Origin of the sequence: Glutamicibacter ardleyensis, assembly GCF_014644555.1 — a bacterium.
GTDB lineage: Bacteria > Actinomycetota > Actinomycetes > Actinomycetales > Micrococcaceae > Glutamicibacter > Glutamicibacter bergerei.
This window is the reverse complement of record NZ_BMKX01000001.1, coordinates 246,539-264,985: the sequence shown is the minus strand read 5'-3', so window position 1 is coordinate 264,985 and position 18,447 is coordinate 246,539. Positions and strand designations below refer to the sequence as shown.

The 18,447-nt window shown below is 56.0% G+C and carries 17 protein-coding genes; 14 read left to right on the top strand and 3 right to left on the bottom strand.

Features of this window, described 5'->3' with window-relative positions; translation table 11 throughout:
* The first annotated feature begins 146 nt into the window (after positions 1–146).
* The 5 genes from IEX04_RS01215 (at position 147) to IEX04_RS01195 (ending at position 6,292) form a co-directional block, all read left to right on the top strand.
* Entirely contained in the window at positions 147–2,285 is a 2,139-nt protein-coding gene (locus tag IEX04_RS01215; RefSeq protein ID WP_188683078.1) for an SH3 domain-containing protein, read from the top strand.
* 344 nt (positions 2,286–2,629) lie between these two features.
* Positions 2,630–3,610: a formimidoylglutamase gene (gene hutG / locus IEX04_RS01210; RefSeq protein WP_188683077.1), complete on the top strand. Its 981-nt coding sequence runs from the start codon at positions 2,630–2,632 to the stop codon at positions 3,608–3,610.
* A 119-nt stretch (positions 3,611–3,729) separates the two neighbouring features.
* Positions 3,730–4,683 carry a metal ABC transporter substrate-binding protein gene (locus IEX04_RS01205; RefSeq protein ID WP_170947767.1) on the top strand — a complete coding sequence of 318 codons (954 nt, stop codon included), beginning with the start codon at positions 3,730–3,732 and terminating at the stop codon, positions 4,681–4,683.
* On the top strand, positions 4,680–5,420 hold the full coding sequence (locus tag IEX04_RS01200) for a metal ABC transporter ATP-binding protein (protein ID WP_188683075.1): 741 nt from the start codon (positions 4,680–4,682) through the stop codon (positions 5,418–5,420). Before IEX04_RS01205 ends, IEX04_RS01200 begins: the two co-directional genes overlap by 4 nt.
* On the top strand, positions 5,417–6,292 hold the full coding sequence (locus IEX04_RS01195) for a metal ABC transporter permease (protein WP_096254899.1): 876 nt from the start codon (positions 5,417–5,419) through the stop codon (positions 6,290–6,292). The genes IEX04_RS01200 and IEX04_RS01195 overlap by 4 nt, the downstream gene beginning before the upstream one ends.
* A 236-nt stretch (positions 6,293–6,528) precedes the next feature.
* On the opposite strand, the gene IEX04_RS01190 is transcribed toward IEX04_RS01195, so the two are convergent.
* A complete protein-coding gene (locus IEX04_RS01190) occupies positions 6,529–7,215 on the bottom strand; it encodes a metal-dependent transcriptional regulator (protein ID WP_188683073.1) in 687 nt (228 codons plus the stop codon).
* A 226-nt stretch (positions 7,216–7,441) separates the two neighbouring features.
* Between IEX04_RS01190 and IEX04_RS01185 the strand changes: the two genes are divergently transcribed.
* From IEX04_RS01185 to IEX04_RS01155, 7 genes are all read left to right on the top strand, one after another.
* A complete protein-coding gene (locus IEX04_RS01185) occupies positions 7,442–8,521 on the top strand; it encodes a LacI family DNA-binding transcriptional regulator (RefSeq protein WP_096254901.1) in 1,080 nt (359 codons plus the stop codon).
* Positions 8,518–10,032 (top strand): sugar ABC transporter ATP-binding protein, encoded by a 1,515-nt coding sequence (locus tag IEX04_RS01180; RefSeq protein WP_188683071.1) that lies wholly within the window; start codon positions 8,518–8,520, stop codon positions 10,030–10,032. Before IEX04_RS01185 ends, IEX04_RS01180 begins: the two co-directional genes overlap by 4 nt.
* On the top strand, positions 10,032–11,000 hold the full coding sequence (locus IEX04_RS01175; protein ID WP_096283093.1) for an ABC transporter permease: 969 nt from the start codon (positions 10,032–10,034) through the stop codon (positions 10,998–11,000). The genes IEX04_RS01180 and IEX04_RS01175 overlap by 1 nt, the downstream gene beginning before the upstream one ends.
* Before the next feature lie 50 nt (positions 11,001–11,050).
* Positions 11,051–11,989: a substrate-binding domain-containing protein gene (locus IEX04_RS01170; RefSeq protein ID WP_188683069.1), complete on the top strand. Its 939-nt coding sequence runs from the start codon at positions 11,051–11,053 to the stop codon at positions 11,987–11,989.
* A 66-nt stretch (positions 11,990–12,055) separates the two neighbouring features.
* Positions 12,056–12,958: a ribokinase gene (locus tag IEX04_RS01165; RefSeq protein WP_096254905.1), complete on the top strand. Its 903-nt coding sequence runs from the start codon at positions 12,056–12,058 to the stop codon at positions 12,956–12,958.
* A gap of 36 nt (positions 12,959–12,994) precedes the next feature.
* On the top strand, positions 12,995–13,378 hold the full coding sequence (gene rbsD, locus IEX04_RS01160; RefSeq protein ID WP_096254906.1) for a D-ribose pyranase: 384 nt from the start codon (positions 12,995–12,997) through the stop codon (positions 13,376–13,378).
* 197 nt (positions 13,379–13,575) lie between these two features.
* Positions 13,576–14,385: an oxygenase MpaB family protein gene (locus tag IEX04_RS01155; RefSeq protein WP_170947768.1), complete on the top strand. Its 810-nt coding sequence runs from the start codon at positions 13,576–13,578 to the stop codon at positions 14,383–14,385.
* Here the strand turns inward: IEX04_RS01155 and IEX04_RS01150 are convergent.
* Complete coding sequence (locus tag IEX04_RS01150) at positions 14,382–14,882, bottom strand: DUF6328 family protein (protein ID WP_096254908.1); 501 nt, start codon at positions 14,880–14,882, stop codon at positions 14,382–14,384. The two genes, IEX04_RS01155 and IEX04_RS01150, sit on opposite strands and share 4 nt — an antisense overlap.
* Before the next feature lie 161 nt (positions 14,883–15,043).
* Here IEX04_RS01150 and IEX04_RS01145 point away from each other — a divergent pair, with 161 nt between their 5' ends.
* Both IEX04_RS01145 and uvrA read left to right on the top strand, forming a co-directional pair.
* Positions 15,044–15,397 carry a hypothetical protein gene (locus IEX04_RS01145; RefSeq protein WP_188683067.1) on the top strand — a complete coding sequence of 118 codons (354 nt, stop codon included), beginning with the start codon at positions 15,044–15,046 and terminating at the stop codon, positions 15,395–15,397.
* A gap of 114 nt (positions 15,398–15,511) precedes the next feature.
* Positions 15,512–17,980, top strand: a complete 2,469-nt coding sequence (uvrA, locus tag IEX04_RS01140; protein WP_188683065.1) for an excinuclease ABC subunit UvrA — start codon at positions 15,512–15,514, stop codon at positions 17,978–17,980.
* Here the strand turns inward: uvrA and panD are convergent.
* A complete protein-coding gene (gene panD / locus IEX04_RS01135; protein ID WP_188683063.1) occupies positions 17,977–18,399 on the bottom strand; it encodes an aspartate 1-decarboxylase in 423 nt (140 codons plus the stop codon). The two genes, uvrA and panD, sit on opposite strands and share 4 nt — an antisense overlap.
* Positions 18,400–18,447: the final 48 nt, after the last annotated feature.

Below are 18,447 nucleotides of genomic sequence, written 5' to 3'. Positions count from 1 at the left end.
AAGAAGTACGTTTACACCTAGCTGACCATTTTTGTGTCATGATTCTTTTTGGCGGTAGCAGAACAAGCACCACAGCCTAGGGCTGTTCATTTTGGTGAGCCATCAAGAAATGGCGTAAAGGCCTAGTCGCGAGAGTGAATAAAGATATGCGCGTTAACCGTGTCCTGAGTCTTGGACTTGCAGTTATTTTGACTCTCGGACTTGGCACACCGGCGGTGGCGGCCCCACAACCTGCTCAAGGAACCGCACTGGTAAGTTCCGCGGCGAAAGCTAAGATTACCAAGAAGACCAACTCAAAATTGACGATGCGCAAGACGCCGTCAACTAAGGCTGCCTCAGTGTTGGTGATTCCCAAGAACACCACACTCAGCGTTTCGCGAAGTAGCTCCGGTTGGGACCAAGTCAGTTACAAGAGCAAAACCGGGTGGGTCCCGGCTAAACAATTGACACCAGTCAAGGCTCAGACGAAGCCGACGCCAAAGACCGTGGTCTATCGCTACCTAAAATCGTTCCAGTCGTTACGGCAGAAGCCCGCGGCAGCGTCTACCTCGCTAACCGGGGTCATCCGTAAAACTAAGGTTCAACGTCTTGGCTCTTCCGGATCATGGACGCGCATCAAGGTTGGTCGAAGCATCGGATTTGTTCCCACAAATCAGCTATCCTCGGCGATGCCGGCGGCTGTCTACAAATACTCGAAATCCAAGCAGCCGCTTTTCCAGAAGAACTCGAGCAAATCGAAGAAATTGGCAAATGTCGCTTCTGGCGCCAAGGTTGAATGGTTCCGCACTTCTGGTAGCTGGGCACATGTCTCGGTGTCGGGGACAAAGGGTTGGATCTCGGCTGCACAGCTCAGTAATACGAAGCCTGTAAACGCCAAGATCATCGGATCACGCTGGCTCATCGCGGACACGGTGCTTCGCGAGGGCAACTGGAACAAGACTAAATCTTTGGGCACAGTTCGAGCCGGAGAAAAACTGGGTCTGTTTCTCACCAAGGGTTCGTGGAGCAAGGTGCGAACAACTCGCGGCACCGGATGGGTCCCGACAGCAAATCTGACAAGCAGAGCATTCAAAGCAATCCCCGCCACCCCACGGTGGGTCGTGAAGAATACAACCCTGCGTACCGGAGCTTCTAGCACCACGGGCAAAAAGGCCTCGGTGTCCGCACGCGAAAAAGTGACTTTGTACGGCACCTCAAATGGGTGGTCCCGCGTCAAAACATCGAAGGGCCTCGGCTGGATTTCTTCGAAGGATCTCTCGGCGAACAAACCCGTGAACGACGTGTTGAAAGGCAACCGGTGGGCCATAAGCTCGGTAGCGGTCCGAGCCTCCACCTCGTCGAAAGCGAAATCTTTAGGGACGATTCGTCCCGGTAGCAAAGTAGGGTTCTATCGCAGCAGTGGCTCTTGGTCAAAGATCAAAACTGGACAGGTTATCGGCTGGGTGCCGAGCACTACACTGATCGACAAGACCTACTTGCCACTGAATAACGTTAAACGCTGGGCAACTACAAACGTGAACTTACGCGAAGGCAGTTCGACGTCGTTCAGGTCCCTCGGTGTTGTTCCTAAGAACCAGCAAGTAACCGCACACGGAACAGCTAACGGGTGGACTCGCGTCACCACTACGCAAGGTGTCGGGTGGGTCAGCTCTACCTACGTGACGTCCAATCAACCTCAAGCACCGGTTCCCGATAAGCAGCAGGTATTTCGTTGGACTACGGCGAACGTGAATCTACGAGCAGGCGGTGGTGTTGAGCACCGAAGCCTAGGTGTAGTGCCAATGGGCGAGAAGGTCACCTTCCTCAAGATGAGCAACGGCTGGTCCCAGATCAAATCTTCTCAAGGCACCGGATGGGTCAGCGCCAAATATCTCGCGACTAAAGCGCCAGTGAGTCTGCAACCCGATGCGCAACGCGTTCTCAAGGCAATAGATCATCGTTTCGGTGACACCGTGAGCAATATCCACACCATCAGGAGCGGTTCGGTGGGGCACAGCGCAGGTAAGGCCGTTGACTTGATGATCCGAGACTACAAGAACAAAACTCGTATTGCTCAGGGCGACAAGATAGCCCAGTTCTTGCTCGATAACCGGGAACAGCTCGGGGTGTATTACCTCATCTGGCAAGACCAAATATGGTTGCCCGGCTCAGGTTGGAACGAATATTCCGCCTCGGGTAAATACGGTACCCAGTTCACCAATAAATGGAATGACACCACCAAGCATATGGATCATATTCATGTTGAGGTCTATGGTGATTCTGGTTCTGATGGGAGGCTAAATTAGAGCGAATTGGTGCGCCGGCCCGGACTGGGCAAGTAGCTGCGTGAACAGTAGTTGTCACAACACCTCGGATGACGCACTCCGGTAAAATTAACCCTTTGCGCGCCCGCCGTGGTGTCCGGAATAACCGTGGTGCCAGTCGTGCACTGGGATTAACGCCCTAGTTGATCATCAAGACCAATCGTGGGGAGCAGTTGTATCAAAACCTTGCCTTCCGCGATTTTGCTCGCGGCGAGCTCGATAGTATCTAACGGTATTTTCGCGACCAGAGACCAACAGTCCGAAATCTCGGACTAAGTTGGCTCAATGTACTGGTTAGCTAGCCGCGGATCTGGTCAGCTGGTGACATGGGGAATAATGCGTCACATCTGGGAATTCAGGTAGATCGGCCGGCCGCAGAATGGGGTGGCCGCCTAGACGGAGAAGGGGCCGAGCATCTTCGCTGGCACCAGCATGTAAATTCCGATCGGTTCGCTCCTTCCGAGGAGCATTCCACTTCGCGGCCGGTAGCACTGCTTGGTTTTGCTTCGGACGCGGGAGTTTTGAGAAACCAAGGACGAACAGGCGCGGCTAGTGGCCCGCAGGCGTTGAGAGCAGCCTTAAGCTCATTAGCAATCCATCAGCCACGTGCCGTGCATGATGCGGGCGACATCGTGGTGCTCGGTGACGAACTCGAATCGGGCCAGGTTCGACTGGCCCAGGCGGTGTCGGGGTTGCTGAACGCCGGCACGATGCCGGTAGTGCTTGGCGGAGGGCACGAGACCGCTTACGGATCGTTTAGCGGACTCTTTGATCATTTTCGAGAACACCCCGATACGCGCATTGGAATCTTGAACTTGGACGCTCATTTTGACCTGCGTAGCGCACCGCGTCGGAGCAGTGGCACGCCGTTCAAAGATATCGCCAATGACATGCAAGCGGCGGGACGCGATTTTAGATACGCAGTCATTGGGATCAGCGAACCAAATAACACCCGGGTGTTATTTGACCAGGCTCATGCTCTCGGGGTCCGGTACCTAGTCGATGAGCAATGCGGCGCGGGGAACCTGGAAGCGGTCATTGAGTTTGTTCGTGAGTTCTTGGGTTCTGTTGACCAGCTGTACCTGACCATTGACCTTGATGTTTTGCCAGCGGCAACGGCCCCAGGGGTCAGCGCGCCGGCGGCTTACGGCGTGCCCTTAGAAGTAATTCATGCGGTGTGCCGTTATGTTGCGGACAGCGGGAAGCTTGGACTTGTTGACGTGGTGGAACTGAATCCAAGCTTTGACATCGATGCGCGTACCGCGCGTACCGCTGCCAGGCTAATCAATACGTTGATCGGCGTTTAGGAGGCGCACTTATTTCGCGCTGATTGTGACATCAACTTTGAATGTTTGACCCCTCAAACATTATGCTGTGTGAAAGCGGATTTCTCGCGGGCAGTCAAAGTGAAATGGTGTGAGCAACGGTGCAAGCAGCAAAAGGTCCACGGACCAGAACAACGCATCGTCGCGTTCTGGCGCTGGCTTGCGCAGTAGCACTGATCCTCAGCGGTTGCAGCGCTTCGCGCCAACCTGAGACGGTGGCACCTCAGGACGAACGTCCGGTGGTGCTGACAACCTTCACGGTGCTGGCCGATATTGCACAAAACGTGGCAGGGGAACACCTGCGTGTGGAGTCGGTGACTAAACGCGGGGCGGAAATTCATGGTTATGAACCAACCCCGGAAGATTTGCGAAGGGCCTCCCATGCGGATCTCATCCTTGATAACGGGATGAATCTGGAAGCATGGTTTGAACAATTTGTGCACGATAACCCGGCGCCGCATGTCACCGTCAGTGACCGAGTCAAGCCCATCAGCATCACCGGGGGTGCCGGTGACGGAAAACCCAACCCGCACGCTTGGATGAGCCCGCTGAACGTCCAAACTTATGTCGATACGATGGCCAAGGCGTTCAGCGAGCTAGATCCAGAGCATGCCGATGATTTCAGGGGAAATGCCGCCACTTATAAGCGTAAATTGCAGGCGGTTCAGGACTCACTGGTGGCTGACCTAGCAAAAGTACCCGAAAACCAGCGGGTGCTGGTTTCCTGCGAAGGAGCCTTCAGTTATCTGGCCAGGGATGTTGGCTTGCGTGAGAAATACCTTTGGGCAGTGAACGCAGAGTCAATGGCCACCCCGCGTAAGGTTGCCGCAGCCATTGACTACGTGCGAGAACATCAGGTTCCTGCGGTCTTCTGCGAATCGACTGTTTCGGATGCAGCCATGCAACGAGTCGTCGAATCCACCGATGCGTACTACGGCGGAACACTCTACGTTGATTCCCTGTCCGAACCGGACGGGCCGGTGCCAACCTACCTGGACCTGATCACCCACGACGCTCAAACTATTACCCGCGCCTTAAGAGGAGAAATGCCATGACGCTCGCCATCGATGTCGCCAATGCGACAGTTCACTATGGCTCGTTGCTCGCCCTGGATAAGGCATCGATTCAACTGGAGCGTGGATCTGTTTGCGGACTGGTTGGAATGAACGGATCCGGAAAATCGACACTCTTCAAAACCATTATGGGGCTGGTTAAACCCGACACCGGCAGCGTATTAGTCAACGGCACTAATCCACTGCAGGCGCGTAAATCAGGGGCTATCGGTTACGTTCCACAAAACGAGGCCGTGGACTGGGACTTCCCGATTTCGGTGCGCGAAGTAGTGATGACCGGACGCTACGGGCATATGGGATTCACCAGACGCCCGCGGAAGGCGGACCATGAGGCGGTAGAGCAAGCACTAGCCCGAGTTGAACTCACCGAACAGGCTTCACGACAGATCGGTCAGCTCTCCGGCGGGCAAAAGAAACGCGCCTTTGTAGCTCGCTGTATCGCCCAAGAAGCGAATATCATGTTGCTCGATGAGCCATTCGCCGGGGTAGACAAGAGAAGCGAAGCAACAATTACCAAGCTCCTGCGGGAAGTAGCGGACCAGGGCGGAAGCGTATTGATTTCGACGCATGATCTTCATGCGCTGCCAAATTTAGCGGATCAAGCAATACTTTTGATGCGCAAGGTACTGATGCAAGGAGATCCACAGTTGGTTCTGCAACCAGAGAACCTAGCCATGGCCTTCGGGCTGGATCCTATGAACCGAGGCGAAGACGCATGAACCTCTTCGAATTATTGGCCGAGCCACTGGGTTATACCTTTATGGTGCGCGCGCTCGCCGTCACCGTAATCGCAGCGATACTGTGTGCGGTGCTCTCCTGCTGGCTTGTGCTCATCGGCTGGTCGCTGATGGGTGATGCGGTGTCCCATGCGGTATTGCCCGGGGTGGTGCTCGCATATATTGTCGGCGCACCATTTGCCTTGGGCGCCCTAGTTTTTGGTTTCTTGGCGGTTGCATTGATTGGGGGAGTGCGCGATACCTCTAGGCTGAAAGAGGATGCGGCTATTGGAATCGTGTTTACCACCTTATTTTCCTTTGGGCTGGTGCTGATCTCAGTGACCCCAAGTCACTTAGATTTGAACCACATTATCTTTGGAAATCTGCTCGGGGTGTCCGCTGCGGACCTGTGGCAGGTCATCATCCTAGGCGCGGTGACCTTCCTGATTCTGATCCTCAAACGCAAAGATTTCACGCTCTACGCTTTTGACTCAACCCACGCTCACGCACTGGGCATGAACCCGCGAATGATCGGGGCGGTCCTTTTAGGGTTGCTTGCCATGACTTCGGTGGTGGCGTTGCAGGCGGTGGGTGTCATCTTGGTGGTAGCGATGCTGATCATTCCGGGTGCGAGCGCTTATCTGCTGACAAACAGCTTCGGCAAGATGCTGGTGATTTCTCCGGCCTTGGCGGCACTGGCTGGAATTATCGGCGTGTACGTCAGCTACTATCTGGATGCTTCTACCGGAGGTATGGTGGTGCTTTCGCAAGGGGCGATCTTTGTACTGATCTACCTGTTTAGCCCACGCCAAGGGTTAGTTGCGCATCGGTTCGCGGTGCGCAGACGGCGCAAGAACTTGCAGCACGCAGGATAAGTCGCGCTACTCGCGCAGCTTGTGAGCGTGCCGAGGGAAACTTGTTTTCCGCATGCTCCTACGAGCTAGCGAGGCAAACAGCGCTGAGCGCCGACGGGGCTTTGAGTCTGCTGCAGAACGCACAGGGAAAGCTTCCAAACGCATGGTGTTGATGATTTCGACCTTATTGATCGAGTCGTAAGTTCGTACCCCAAACATTGTTCACTCCCTACCGATGTGCGCTTATTCTCCTCGGATTAGTCGGTGGAGTCTAGGGGCGAAACCCAGACCGCTTCGGTGGCTCGCGCGCCTAGACGGATCACCGTCGGCTCGCCATTCGCGGTGACCTCTAAGGTGTCGGAAAATGGTTCACCTGTCGCGATGTTTAATTGCGCGCCGACGATAATGCCGTTTTCCGAAAAGTACTGAAGTAGTTCCGAATCCGCATCGGAGATTCGCTCGACCCTGACCTTTTGCCCCGGCTTTGCCTGGGCAAGCAAGGTCGCAGCGGGAAATGAAATCGCACCTTCTGCGGTGGGGATAGGATCTCCATGCGGGTCCCGGGTTGGATAACCGAGTAACTCGTCGATTCTTTGAACCATGAAGTCGGACACCGCATGCTCAAGCTGTTCGGCCTCTTCGTGCACCTGATCCCAGCGGTATCCGAGCATCTGGACGAGAAAAGTCTCGATCAGCCGGTGCCGGCGCACCATGGCGACCGCATACTCGCGGCCCAAAGCGGTCAGCGAAACCGCGCCATAGGGAGCGTGGTTCAGCAATCCTTGTTGGCGCAGTTTAGACATGGCCCCGGAGACGGTGGAAAGTTTGACCCCGGCCTTTTCTGCGATCACGGTAGGGGACACCGCCTCATCAGACCATTCGTTGAGACTAAAAATGATCTTGAGGTAGTTCTGCGCGCTATCTGAAAGTTGAGTTACCGACACATCACTAATCATAGTCAACTGTGCTGTGCACGCCGAAGGCTTGAACTGCGCATCGCGAATAAATCTGAGTTATTCGGTGACCTAGTCTGGTTTGGCTAAAAAATCACAAGTCATTGACTCGTTTTTCCCAGGTCTCACGAAGCCCTGGCGTCGAGTCACGGGCGCCGTCTTGACTTGAAAAACTTGTTAGGGAAGACTGTGTAAACGATTCCATGGAATCGTTTACATGAGTAAGCAAGGGAGCTTATTGGCCATGAACGCCGTCACCATCAAGGACGTTGCCAGCGCAGCAGGAGTATCTGTTGCCACCGCTTCGCGCGTCCTTTCAGGTCACCCGGCGACCTCGCCAGATTCCCGCGCCAAGGTTGAAAGTGCCGCGAAAGAATTGGGCTTCATGCCCAACGCGCAGGCCCGCTCACTGCGCTCCACCAAAACAGATTCCATCGCACTGTTGATCTCTGACGTGCGTAACCCCTACTTCTCAGACCTGGCCCATGCGGTGGAACAGCATGCGCGCGCCGCCGGACTGATGACCTTCATTGGTAATGCCAACGAAGATGCCGCACAACAAGATGATTTTTTGGCCACCATGCTTTCACGCCGTGTGGACGGACTGGTCATTGTGCCGCAGGGGTTGAATGAAGAATCAAACCAGCCCAGCGAAATGATGAATCGCGTGCTTTCCAGCGGCATTCCCACTATCTTCGTTGACCGGGCACTGCCTAGCGTTCAGGTTCCAGCCATCACCGCCAACAGCGCCCAAGCGTTGGATGAAGCGGTAGCCACACTACAATCCCTGGGCCACCAAAACATTGCCTTTGTTGGCGGACCAAAGCACGCCTCCACCGCCCTTGAACGGTATAGCGCCTTCGAAACCGCACTGGCGAACAACGGGCTGCATGCCGATGAAGCATTGCACTTTGTCGGTGACTTCCAGCCTGCCTCCGGCGCGCTGGCAGCTAAATGGCTTCTGGAAAACCCAGCAAAACCTAGCGCCATAATCGTTGCGGATGCACCGATGGCCATTGGAGCGCTTCGCGTCTGGCGCGAACTGGGGGTAAGAGTTGGCTCTGACCTGTCGGTGATTACCTTCGACGAGGTCGATGCGATGCTCATCCATGATCCGCCAATTGCCACTATCGGTCATGACCTGAGCCAGATGGGAAAAATGGCGGTTCAAGCCCTGCGTGAAGTGATGGCCGGTCAGAAACCGGAACCCGAAGAACTAATTAGCAAATTTACGCTGCGCCCCTCGGTGGCGTCAGCCAAAGCAACACAAGTGATGGAAGGAAAGGTGCGCCCATGAGCAACGACGCTCTACTGGTCCTTGACCGGGTCTGCAAGTCGTTCGGCCCCGTCCAGGTAATCGATGAGGTTACCGTCGAGGTCCACGCCGGTAAGGTGTCGGTGCTGCTCGGCGAAAATGGTGCAGGCAAATCCACCTTGATCAAGATGATCGCCGGAGTGCACAGCGCCGATTCCGGACGCATTTTGATGGACGGCAAGGAAGTGCAGATCCCAGATACTAAGGCTTCCGAAGCCCTGGGCATCGCCACCATCCACCAGGAACTAAACCTCGTTCCCTCGATGACTATCGCTGAAAACATCACCTTAGGCCGTGTACCGCGTCGCTTTGGCATTATCAACCGCCGAGAGATGCGCCGCATTGCCCGCGAAGCACTGGACCAGCTGGGCTTGAATCTTGATGTCAACACCCCAGTAGGTGACCTAGGGCTAGCCCAGCAACAGTTAGTGGAGATCGCCAAGGCACTGTCCTTGGACGCCCGCGTACTCATCCTTGATGAACCAACTGCCGCCTTGACCAACGCTGAGATTGCAGGTCTCTTTGAGGTCGTCAACCAGCTCAAGACCAAAGGCGTGGGCATGGTCTTCATCAGCCACCACCTCGATGAGATTGCGGCCATTGGCGACTTCGTCAACGTCTTGCGTGATGGAAAGTTCATTGCCACCGTCCCGGCAGACACCCCGGAAAACGAATTGGTACGCCTGATGGTAGGTCGCGACATCGATGCACAATTCCCGCGCCAAACGGCCACTCCTGGCGAGCAGCACCTGCTGAGCGTGGAAAATCTCAGCGTAGGAGCACTGCAAAACATTTCGCTGTCAGTACGTCCCGGTGAAGTTGTGGCCCTGGCCGGATTGATGGGCGCTGGGCGCACCGAACTGATCCGCGCGATTGCCGGAGCAGATAAATACACTTCGGGCACCGTGAAGGTTGCCGGCAAAAAGCTGCCACGCAATGACGTTGCTGCGGCCACCCGTGCAGGGCTAGGCCATGTGCCTGAAGACCGCAAAACTCAGGGCCTGGTACTCGATGCCTCGGTCGCCGAGAACATCGGTTACGCCACCATGGCATCTACCGCAAAAGCTGGACTGGTAGACCGCAAGGGCCAGCGTGAACGCGCCGAGAAGGTGGCCGCCCGCCTGCGTATCCGGATGGGGAATATTGACCAGCCGATTCGTTCACTCTCCGGAGGCAACCAGCAAAAGGCGGTCTTTGGCCGCTGGTTCTCTGCCGGGGCCAAGGTGCTACTGCTGGACGAACCAACCCGCGGTGTGGACGTCGGGGCCAAGGTAGAAATTTACGAATTGATCAATGAGATTACCTCCTCCGGAGGCTGCGTACTCATGGCCTCCAGCGAACTGCCCGAAGTGCTGGGTATGTCCGACCGCGTCCTGGTGATGAGCCAGGGCCGGATCGCCGGAGAATTAGCCACCAATGAAGCAACTCAAGACAGCATCATGGCCCTTGCCGTGAGCAATGTGCACCGCGAAGATGAAATGGGAAAGAAGTAATGAGCAGCGTAGCCACCACACCCAAGAAGGGCTTTGACTTCAAGGCATTCCTTGCAAACAACGGTGCCCTAGTCGGCCTGGTTGTTCTTTGCCTTGCCATGTTCATCGCGACCCCGCGCTTTTTGACCGGGCCGAACCTGATGAATATCGGCATCCAGGTTTCCACCATCGCGGTGATGGCCTTCGGCATGACCTTTGTGATCGTCGCCGCCGGTATCGACCTGTCCGTCGGTTCCATCGCAGCGATCTCCGCCATGACCTCCTCCTACTGGGTGACCACCGCCGGGCTGCCCGACGGACTATCGATCGTGGTTGGCCTGGCCATCGGCGGGTTGTGCGGCTGGGTCACCGGTGCCATGAGCGCCTACGGCAAACTACCGACCTTCATCGCCTCGCTAGCAATGCTCACCATTGTGCGCGGGCTGACCCTGGTCATTTCCGACGGGCGCCCTATCGCCACCGGAGATTCGGTCTCTTGGCTGGGCGGGGACCTAGGCTTCATGCCGGTGCCCATCCTGATCCTGATTGTCTCCGGCCTGATCGCAGCGTTCGTGTTAAACCGCACCATCATCGGTAAGAACGCCTTCGCAGTGGGCGGCAACACCGAAGCCGCACGTCTTTCGGGTATTCCGGTCAAGCGCGTACTGGTGACCGTGTTTGTTATTTCCGGTATCTTCGCCGCACTGTCCGGCATGATCCTTGCGGGCCGTCTGGATTCGGCACAGCCAACCTTGGCCAGCGGTTACGAGCTGGACGCCATTGCGGCGGTTGTTATCGGCGGCGCTTCGCTTTCTGGCGGTGTGGGTCGTATTTCCGGAACGCTCATCGGTGCGCTGGTCCTTGCGGTGATCCGCAACGGCCTGAACCTGCTCTCGGTCAGCGCCTTCTGGCAGCAGGTAGTTATCGGCTTGGTTATCGCGATCGCCGTGGGCTTCGACGTGCTGCGTCGCAAGAACGTGCGCCACTAAAAGTTTTTGTATCACCGTTTCTGACACCATTTAGTTCAAGGGAGAACCCAATGAAAAACATCGTTCGTAAGAGCACCGCACTGACCCTCGGTCTAGCACTGGTCTTGGGCGCCAGCGCCTGTGGCCGTGGCGAGGCAGCTGCCGAGGGTGCCAAGGCCACCTTGGCAGTGTCCACGCTGAACAACCCATTCTTCGTTGACCTGCGTGACGGCGCACAGGCAGAAGCCGCCGAACTGGGCATCGACCTGTCCGTTGTTGACGCGCAGAACGACTCGGCCAGCCAGGCTAACCAGCTGGCAACCGCCGCCACCGATGGCACCGAAGGCGTCATCATCAACGCAGTAGATACCGAAACCGCCGAAGCTGGCCTGGCTCCCATCGTTTCGGCTGAACTGCCAATCGTCGCAGTTGACCGTTCGGTAGGCGACACCAAGGTCGCTTCATTTGTTGCTTCGGACAACGTTGCTGGTGGCGAGCAGGCAGCCAAGGCACTAGCAGAGTCGCTGGGCGGCAAGGGCAAGATCATCATCCTTGAGGGTGTACCTGGTGCTTCGGCAACCAACGAGCGTGGCGAAGGCTTCACCAAGGGCCTGAAAGAATTCGGCGACATCAAGGTGGTCTCCAGCCAGACCGCTAACTTCGACCGTGCCGAGGCACTGGACGTAGTGACCAACCTGATGCAGTCCAACCCAGACGCCACCGGCGTACTGGCTATGAATGACGAAATGGCTCTGGGCGCTATCCAGGCACTGGGCGCCAAGGCTGGCAAGGACGTCAAGGTTGTAGGCTTCGACGGTACCGAAGATGGCTTCAAGGCAGTAGAGGCCGGCACCTTGGTCGCCACCATCGCGCAGAACCCGGCCGAGCTAGGCAAGCAGTCGGTTCAGATCTTGGCTAAGGCCATGAAGGATGAAGCCGTTGAGGAAGTAGTCCAGGTTGCCGTTGACACCGTCAATACCGACAATGTCGCTGACTACGTCACCAAGTAAGTACCTGTAGTACCTCATTTCGCCGGGCGAGAGCTCAACTGAGCTATATCAAGCTAAGGAATAATCATGACGGACAACATCCAAGTCACTATCGTTGGTTCGAGCAATGTGGACATCACCGCGTTGATGAACCGCCTGCCTGGCCCGGGTGAAACCGTGTTGGCCGATTCCTACCAGCTTTCGCCCGGCGGCAAAGGGGCAAATCAGGCCCTGGCCGCGCAATTAGCAGGAGCCCGCACCGAATTTATCGGTGCAGTAGGCGAAGATTCGCACGCGAAGATCGCGCTAGGCCAGCTTGAAGAAGCAGGCGTGAAGCTGGATCGCGTCTCAACTTCGCGCCAACCTACCGGCGTAGCGATCATCCAGGTGGATTCCGGCGCGGAAAACTCCATCGCCGTGGTGTCCGGGGCTAACTCCACGGTCACCGCTGAGGTAGTCAACGCCGCCGGTACACTGCACGGCATTGTGGTGCTGCAAGGTGAAATCCCTGCCTCGGGCATCAAGACCGCCATGGATCTGGCCACCGATAAGGTGGTGCTCAACCTGGCACCGGTGATCGAACTGGACCGCGATTACCTGCTCAAAGCCAACCCGCTGGTGGTCAACGAACACGAAGCGGCGCTCATCTTGCAACAGCTCGATGGCAGCGAAACTATGTCGACCGAAGCCGAGCCGGTGATTGCCGAGAAGCTCATGGCCCATGGTCTAGCCTCGTTGGTGATCACCTTGGGTGCCAACGGCTGTTTGGTGGTTGAACAGGGCACTGAAATGCAGCAGCTTTCAGCGGTGAAGGTCAAGGCATTGGACACCACCGGTGCAGGCGACGCATTTACCGGTGCGGTCGCAGCCCGGCTGGCTCACGGTGACACTCTGGCACAAGCAGCAGATTTCGCTGGAAAGTTCGCGGCGCTGACCGTACAGGCACATGGCGCTCAAGCGTCCTACCCGCGTTCACTAGATGCACTCTAAGACAGAACTTTTCAAGCAAGACCTAAGGAAGCATTCGTGCTGAAATCCGAAATTCTCAACGCCCCACTACTTGGCGCATTGGCCAAGCTGGGGCACACCGACACGGTGGTTATCGCCGATTGCGGTTTACCACTTCCTGCAGGTCCCACAGTCATCGATTTAGCACTGGTTCAAGGACTGCTCAGTTTTGAGCAGGTACTGGATGTACTCAGCCGCAATTTGGTGATCGAGGCCAGCACGCTGGCTAGCGAAGCCAAAGAGGGGACGGTCCTGCAGCTATGTGCGTCCTACGGACTTGAGCCACAATTCATCACCCATGAACAGCTCAAAGCCGAATTGCCCAACGCGAAGGTTATCGTGCGCACCGGGGAGTCAACTCCCTTCGCCAACGTGATCCTGCACTGCGGGGTAGCTTTCTAAGACCAAGCCCAAGCCGGTATCGACAGTGCGTCGGTGCCGGCTTTTTGCTTGCCAGAAGGAGCATTTGGGAAGGTAACACCGTGCGCGAAGGGCTGCAACGATGATCATTCTCAGAACATGAGCAGCACACTTCAGTCCTGCCCATGATCCTGGGATGGGCAACCAGTTCAAGGCCGCTGGCTCTTAGAATGGTGAATATGGAACAAGACGAGCGCGGAGCCCAGGACAGGGAACTGTTTTCACGTATCGCGCCCGAGGCGGGACTATTGCTCGGTGCCGGGCGTGCCATTCTATTACAGCTTGCGCACCCGCAGATTGGCTTGGCTATTGCCAACCATTCGGACTTTGCCATGAATCCGCTCAGTCGTCTGGTTCATACGCTCGGCTACATTTATGCCTTGAGCAATGGCACCGAAGAACAACAACGAACCATTGTTGACTACGTCGACTCCGCCCACGCATCGGTACGAGGCAGTCGAGATGTGGAGCAAGGAGCCCCGGCTTACTCGGCACTGGACCCTAAGTTGCAGTTATGGGTTGCGGCGACGCTTTATGACTCCGCACGGATGATTGCCGGGCAAGTTCTTCCCAATGCTGGGCCACAGGACGAGGAAGATCTCTATCGGCAGTACGCCCGGCTAGGGGATGCGTTACAGATGCCGGAGCATTTCTGGCCGGAGAATCTGCGCGCCTTTGACAACTACTTCGACCGCACGCTGGAGAACCTTGTCGTGAGCGAGCAGATTCGTGCGCTGGCTGAGGAACTCTTTGCTGGAACTAACGCCCCATGGTGGATCCGTGCGGGATTGCCGCTCATGCGTGAAGTGACCATAGCTCAGCTCCCACCGAAGGTGCGCGAAGAATTCGGATACGTAGTTACCGAAAAGGTGCGCAAGCGTAACCGGCGAACCGTCTCGTTCGTTCGCGTAGCTACCCGCGTCCTGCCCAAGTTTCTCAGACAGGCGCCGATGAGATTGATGCTGCGCCATGTTGACCGGATGAGTTAGTCGTCAGCAGTCTGCTGCTCTCGATCCTTCGCATGGTTAGGAATCAGGATTCGTGGCAACGCCAGCAACAAGAATAGTGTCACCACGATTAACGGACCACCAATCCAAGCACTCGTTTGCCAACCAAAAAGCACCTGTAGGACGAACCAAACACAGCCCGAGACCAGCAGTCCCACACCTAGTCCTACAATCTTCAACACGATATGACCCAAGGCCACTGTTTGCTCTTTGAGGCGTTGTCCAAAGAAATAACGGTGCACGGCTACCGGAGTAATCAGTAACAAGATGAGTAGGGTCGCAGCCACCAGCAAGATGATGTAGACAATCTCGTCGTTGTGGCTGAGCATTTCAAATCGCGCTTGAAAAGGCAGTACCACCAGGAATGCAGCGAGAATCTGCACACCGGTCTGCATCACACGCATTTCTTGCAGTAGCTCGTTCCATTGCCGGTGTGGGGCACCGTCACTGGTATCGGGGTGGGAACGCTTGTTGATCATGGTTCTCCTCGACTATCTCCGCTGCCGGAGTCAACGGTTCTGGAACACTAACTATGCCAATGTCCCTGACGACTGCCAAGAGCATCACGAATCTCTATCCAAAATGTCGGTGGCTCTGTATATCTTGAGACATCCCAAGAGGAAGTAGCTAGGCGAAATTTATGAACATGAATCTGGAACCACATATCAAACCCGATGTTTGGACTATGCCGGACAAGGGATTGTCGTGGTGTGATTGCGGCAAGGACCATCCGCTGACCTTAGACATCGTGACGGGATTTGCCGAAGAACTCGGGATCAAGGCACAAGACTCAATCTCGCATCACGAACTTGTAGAACTGACCATGGAAGTGTGGAACTACGAATCGGTGTGCCGGTTTTTCCATTTGGTGCTGAATGAATCCGCACAGCGCGTTCACGAGTCGGTAGCTGACAGCTACCCGCTGGGCATCGGACTGGACATCGTTGGATACTTTTCTAAAACATGGCAAGGCTGCCCGGACGAAGATTGCTAGGATGAGGACTGAGCGGACTTGTGCCATCAATTATGCGTTGCCGAAACCATGGGAATACCTGAGCGGCGTCGTTGAAATTGAGCCGCAGCGCCCACGGCGCGTACTGTGGGAAAGATGGAGAGCATTGCACAGCACTTGAACACGGCAAAGCACGACGGATTTATTCACGTACGTGGGGCGAACGAAAACAATCTAGACAATGTTGAGGTGCGCATCCCGCGCGATGCCATTGTTGCTTTCACCGGGGTCTCGGGTTCAGGCAAGTCTTCGCTCGCTTTCGGCACCATCTTTGCCGAATCCCAGAGGCGTTTTCTCGAATCGGTCGCACCCTATGCACGACGTCTGATCGCTCAGGGGCACAGCCCAAAGGTTGAGTTTATTTCCGGGCTTCCGCCGGCCGTGGCCTTACAGCAACGCCGAGGTTCCGCTAGTTCACGCTCCAGCGTGGGTACATTAACCACGCTATCTAACTCGGTGCGAATGTTGTTCTCTCGCGCCGGAACCTATCCCGACGGGGCCAGCAGACTTGAATCGGACTCATTCTCCCGGAACACGGCGGTAGGTGCTTGCCCCGAATGCCACGGTGTTGGCACAGTGCATTCGGTCAGCGAACGTTCGCTAGTTCCTGACCCGACCTTGAGCATCCGCGAGGGCGCGATTGCCGCATGGCCAGGAGCCTGGCAAGGCAAAAATCTACGTGACATCACTACGCATCTTGGCTACGACATCGATGTGCCATTTGAGAACCTCAGCAAGAAAACTCGCGATTGGTTACTGTTCACCGAGGAACAGCCGGTGGTTGAGGTGACACCCGAGCGGGACCGCGTAGCCAAGCCCTACAAGGGGCGTTTTTGGAGTGCCGAACGCTACGTGCGCCATACCGTGGCCACCTCCAAGAGCGAAAACCTGCGAACCAAAGCATTGGCCTTTATGATTTCACAGGACTGCGTTCAGTGCAGCGGAACGGGATTTCGCAATGACTCATTAAAGGTACTTTTTGCGGGTTTGAACATTGCCGAGTTCAACTCACGTTCATTGCAATCCTTAGCCCAGTTGTTGCGCCCCTTTGCCATAGACTCCGAAGGCCAAGCGCAAGCCGATGTCATCAGCACAATTAGCACCGACCTTTTGGCCAGAATTCAGGTGCTTCTGGAACTTGGCCTAGGTTATCTGAGCCTTGACCGCAACACCCCAACGCTATCGCCGGGGGAGATGCAAAGACTTCGCATCGCCACGCAACTACGCGCCGGCCTGTTCGGTGTAATTTACGTGCTCGACGAACCCTCTGCCGGGCTGCATCCGGCAGACGTGCAACCACTGATCGAGGTGCTTGATGCGCTAAAGGCCGAAGGGAACACCGTCTTTGTTGTGGAACACAATATGGATGTGGTGACCCGTGCCGAATGGATTGTGGATGTGGGTCCCGGCGCAGGTAGTGGGGGAGGACAGGTACTTTATAGTGGAGAAGTCTCCGGCCTTGCGCAGGTAGAAAGCTCGGTGACGCGTCAGTTCCTGACCCCTAAACCTGCCCCAACGCGGAAACTACGAACCGCCAGTGATTGGGTGGAACTGCATGGAGTCAAGCTACATAACCTGAAAAATGTGGATGCGAAGTTCCCCTTGGGAGTCTTTAGCTCGGTGACAGGAGTTTCTGGGTCTGGAAAATCGAGTCTTGTTTCGGTTGCACTGGCCCAAGCCGCAGGTGGGAAATCGCTGGGGGAGGCCGAGGAATCCGAAGACTCGATGGTGCGAGCGGTAATTAGCCAAGTGCATGGTGCCGACCAGATTAACCGTGTGGTGCTGATGGACCAGAAACCTATCGGACGTACGCCGCGCTCAAATGTGGCCACCTATACCGGACTCTTCGACGCGGTTCGAAAGACCTTTGCAGAGCAACCCTTAGCTCACAAGCGTGGCTACGGTGCCGGACGCTTCTCCTTCAACGTAACCGGCGGACGCTGCGAGAATTGTTTGGGCGAAGGATTCCTGGAAATTGAACTACTTTTCTTGCCCGGAACCTACGGCCCTTGTCCGCGGTGCCACGGTACTCGTTACAACGAACAGACCTTGGAAGTGGAGTATCAAGGAAAGAACATTGCTGAAATTCTTGAATTGAGCGTGACTCAAGCAGAAGAATTCTTAGCTGAAATACCGGCTGCGGCCCGGGCACTAGCGACCCTGCGTGAGGTTGGGTTGGGATATCTGAAACTTGGACAGCCAGCTACAGAGATGTCCGGTGGCGAGGCGCAGCGCATCAAACTGGCTACCGAGTTACAACGCCAACGACGTGGCCACACGCTGTATCTGCTCGACGAGCCAACCACCGGACTGCACCCAGCAGATGTTCAGCTATTGGTCGCTCAGCTACACCAACTCGTAGATCAAGGAAATACGGTGATAGTGGTGGAACATCATATGGATGTGGTGGCAGCCAGCGACTGGGTGATCGATTTGGGTCCAGCCGGCGGAGATGGTGGCGGCCAAATTGTCGCTACGGGAACCCCGCAGCAGGTCGCGAAAAATCCGGCCAGCCGAACCGCGGAATTTCTTGCGCGTCGGCTGGCCGGAGAACAAAATAATTAGCTATTACGAAGCTGTGCGAAGGGCGGGGTATGGACTCCCGCGGCGACAGCTTCGGCGGGATCATCACCGAGATGGATCATTCTATTTTCTTCATCAACATGGACCACGCTTGGCACGTAGTCCCGGGCTTCAGCGTCTTGCATCTGCGCGTAACTGATGATGATCACCAAATCTCCGGGGTGCACCAGGTGCGCGGCCGCGCCGTTGATGCCGATGACACCGCTGCCAGGCTCACCAGCAATGGTGTAGGTTTCCAACCGTGCACCATTGGTAACGTCCACAATGCTGACAAGCTCACCTGGCAAGATGTCGGAGGCTGCCAACAGATCTGAATCGATCGTAATGGAGCCAACGTAGTGCAAGTCGGCCTGGGTGACGGTTGCGCGGTGGATTTTGGACTTAAACATGGTGCGTTGCATGGAACGAGTTCCCAATCTTCAAGAAGGTTTGCCGTGCCAGCATACTAC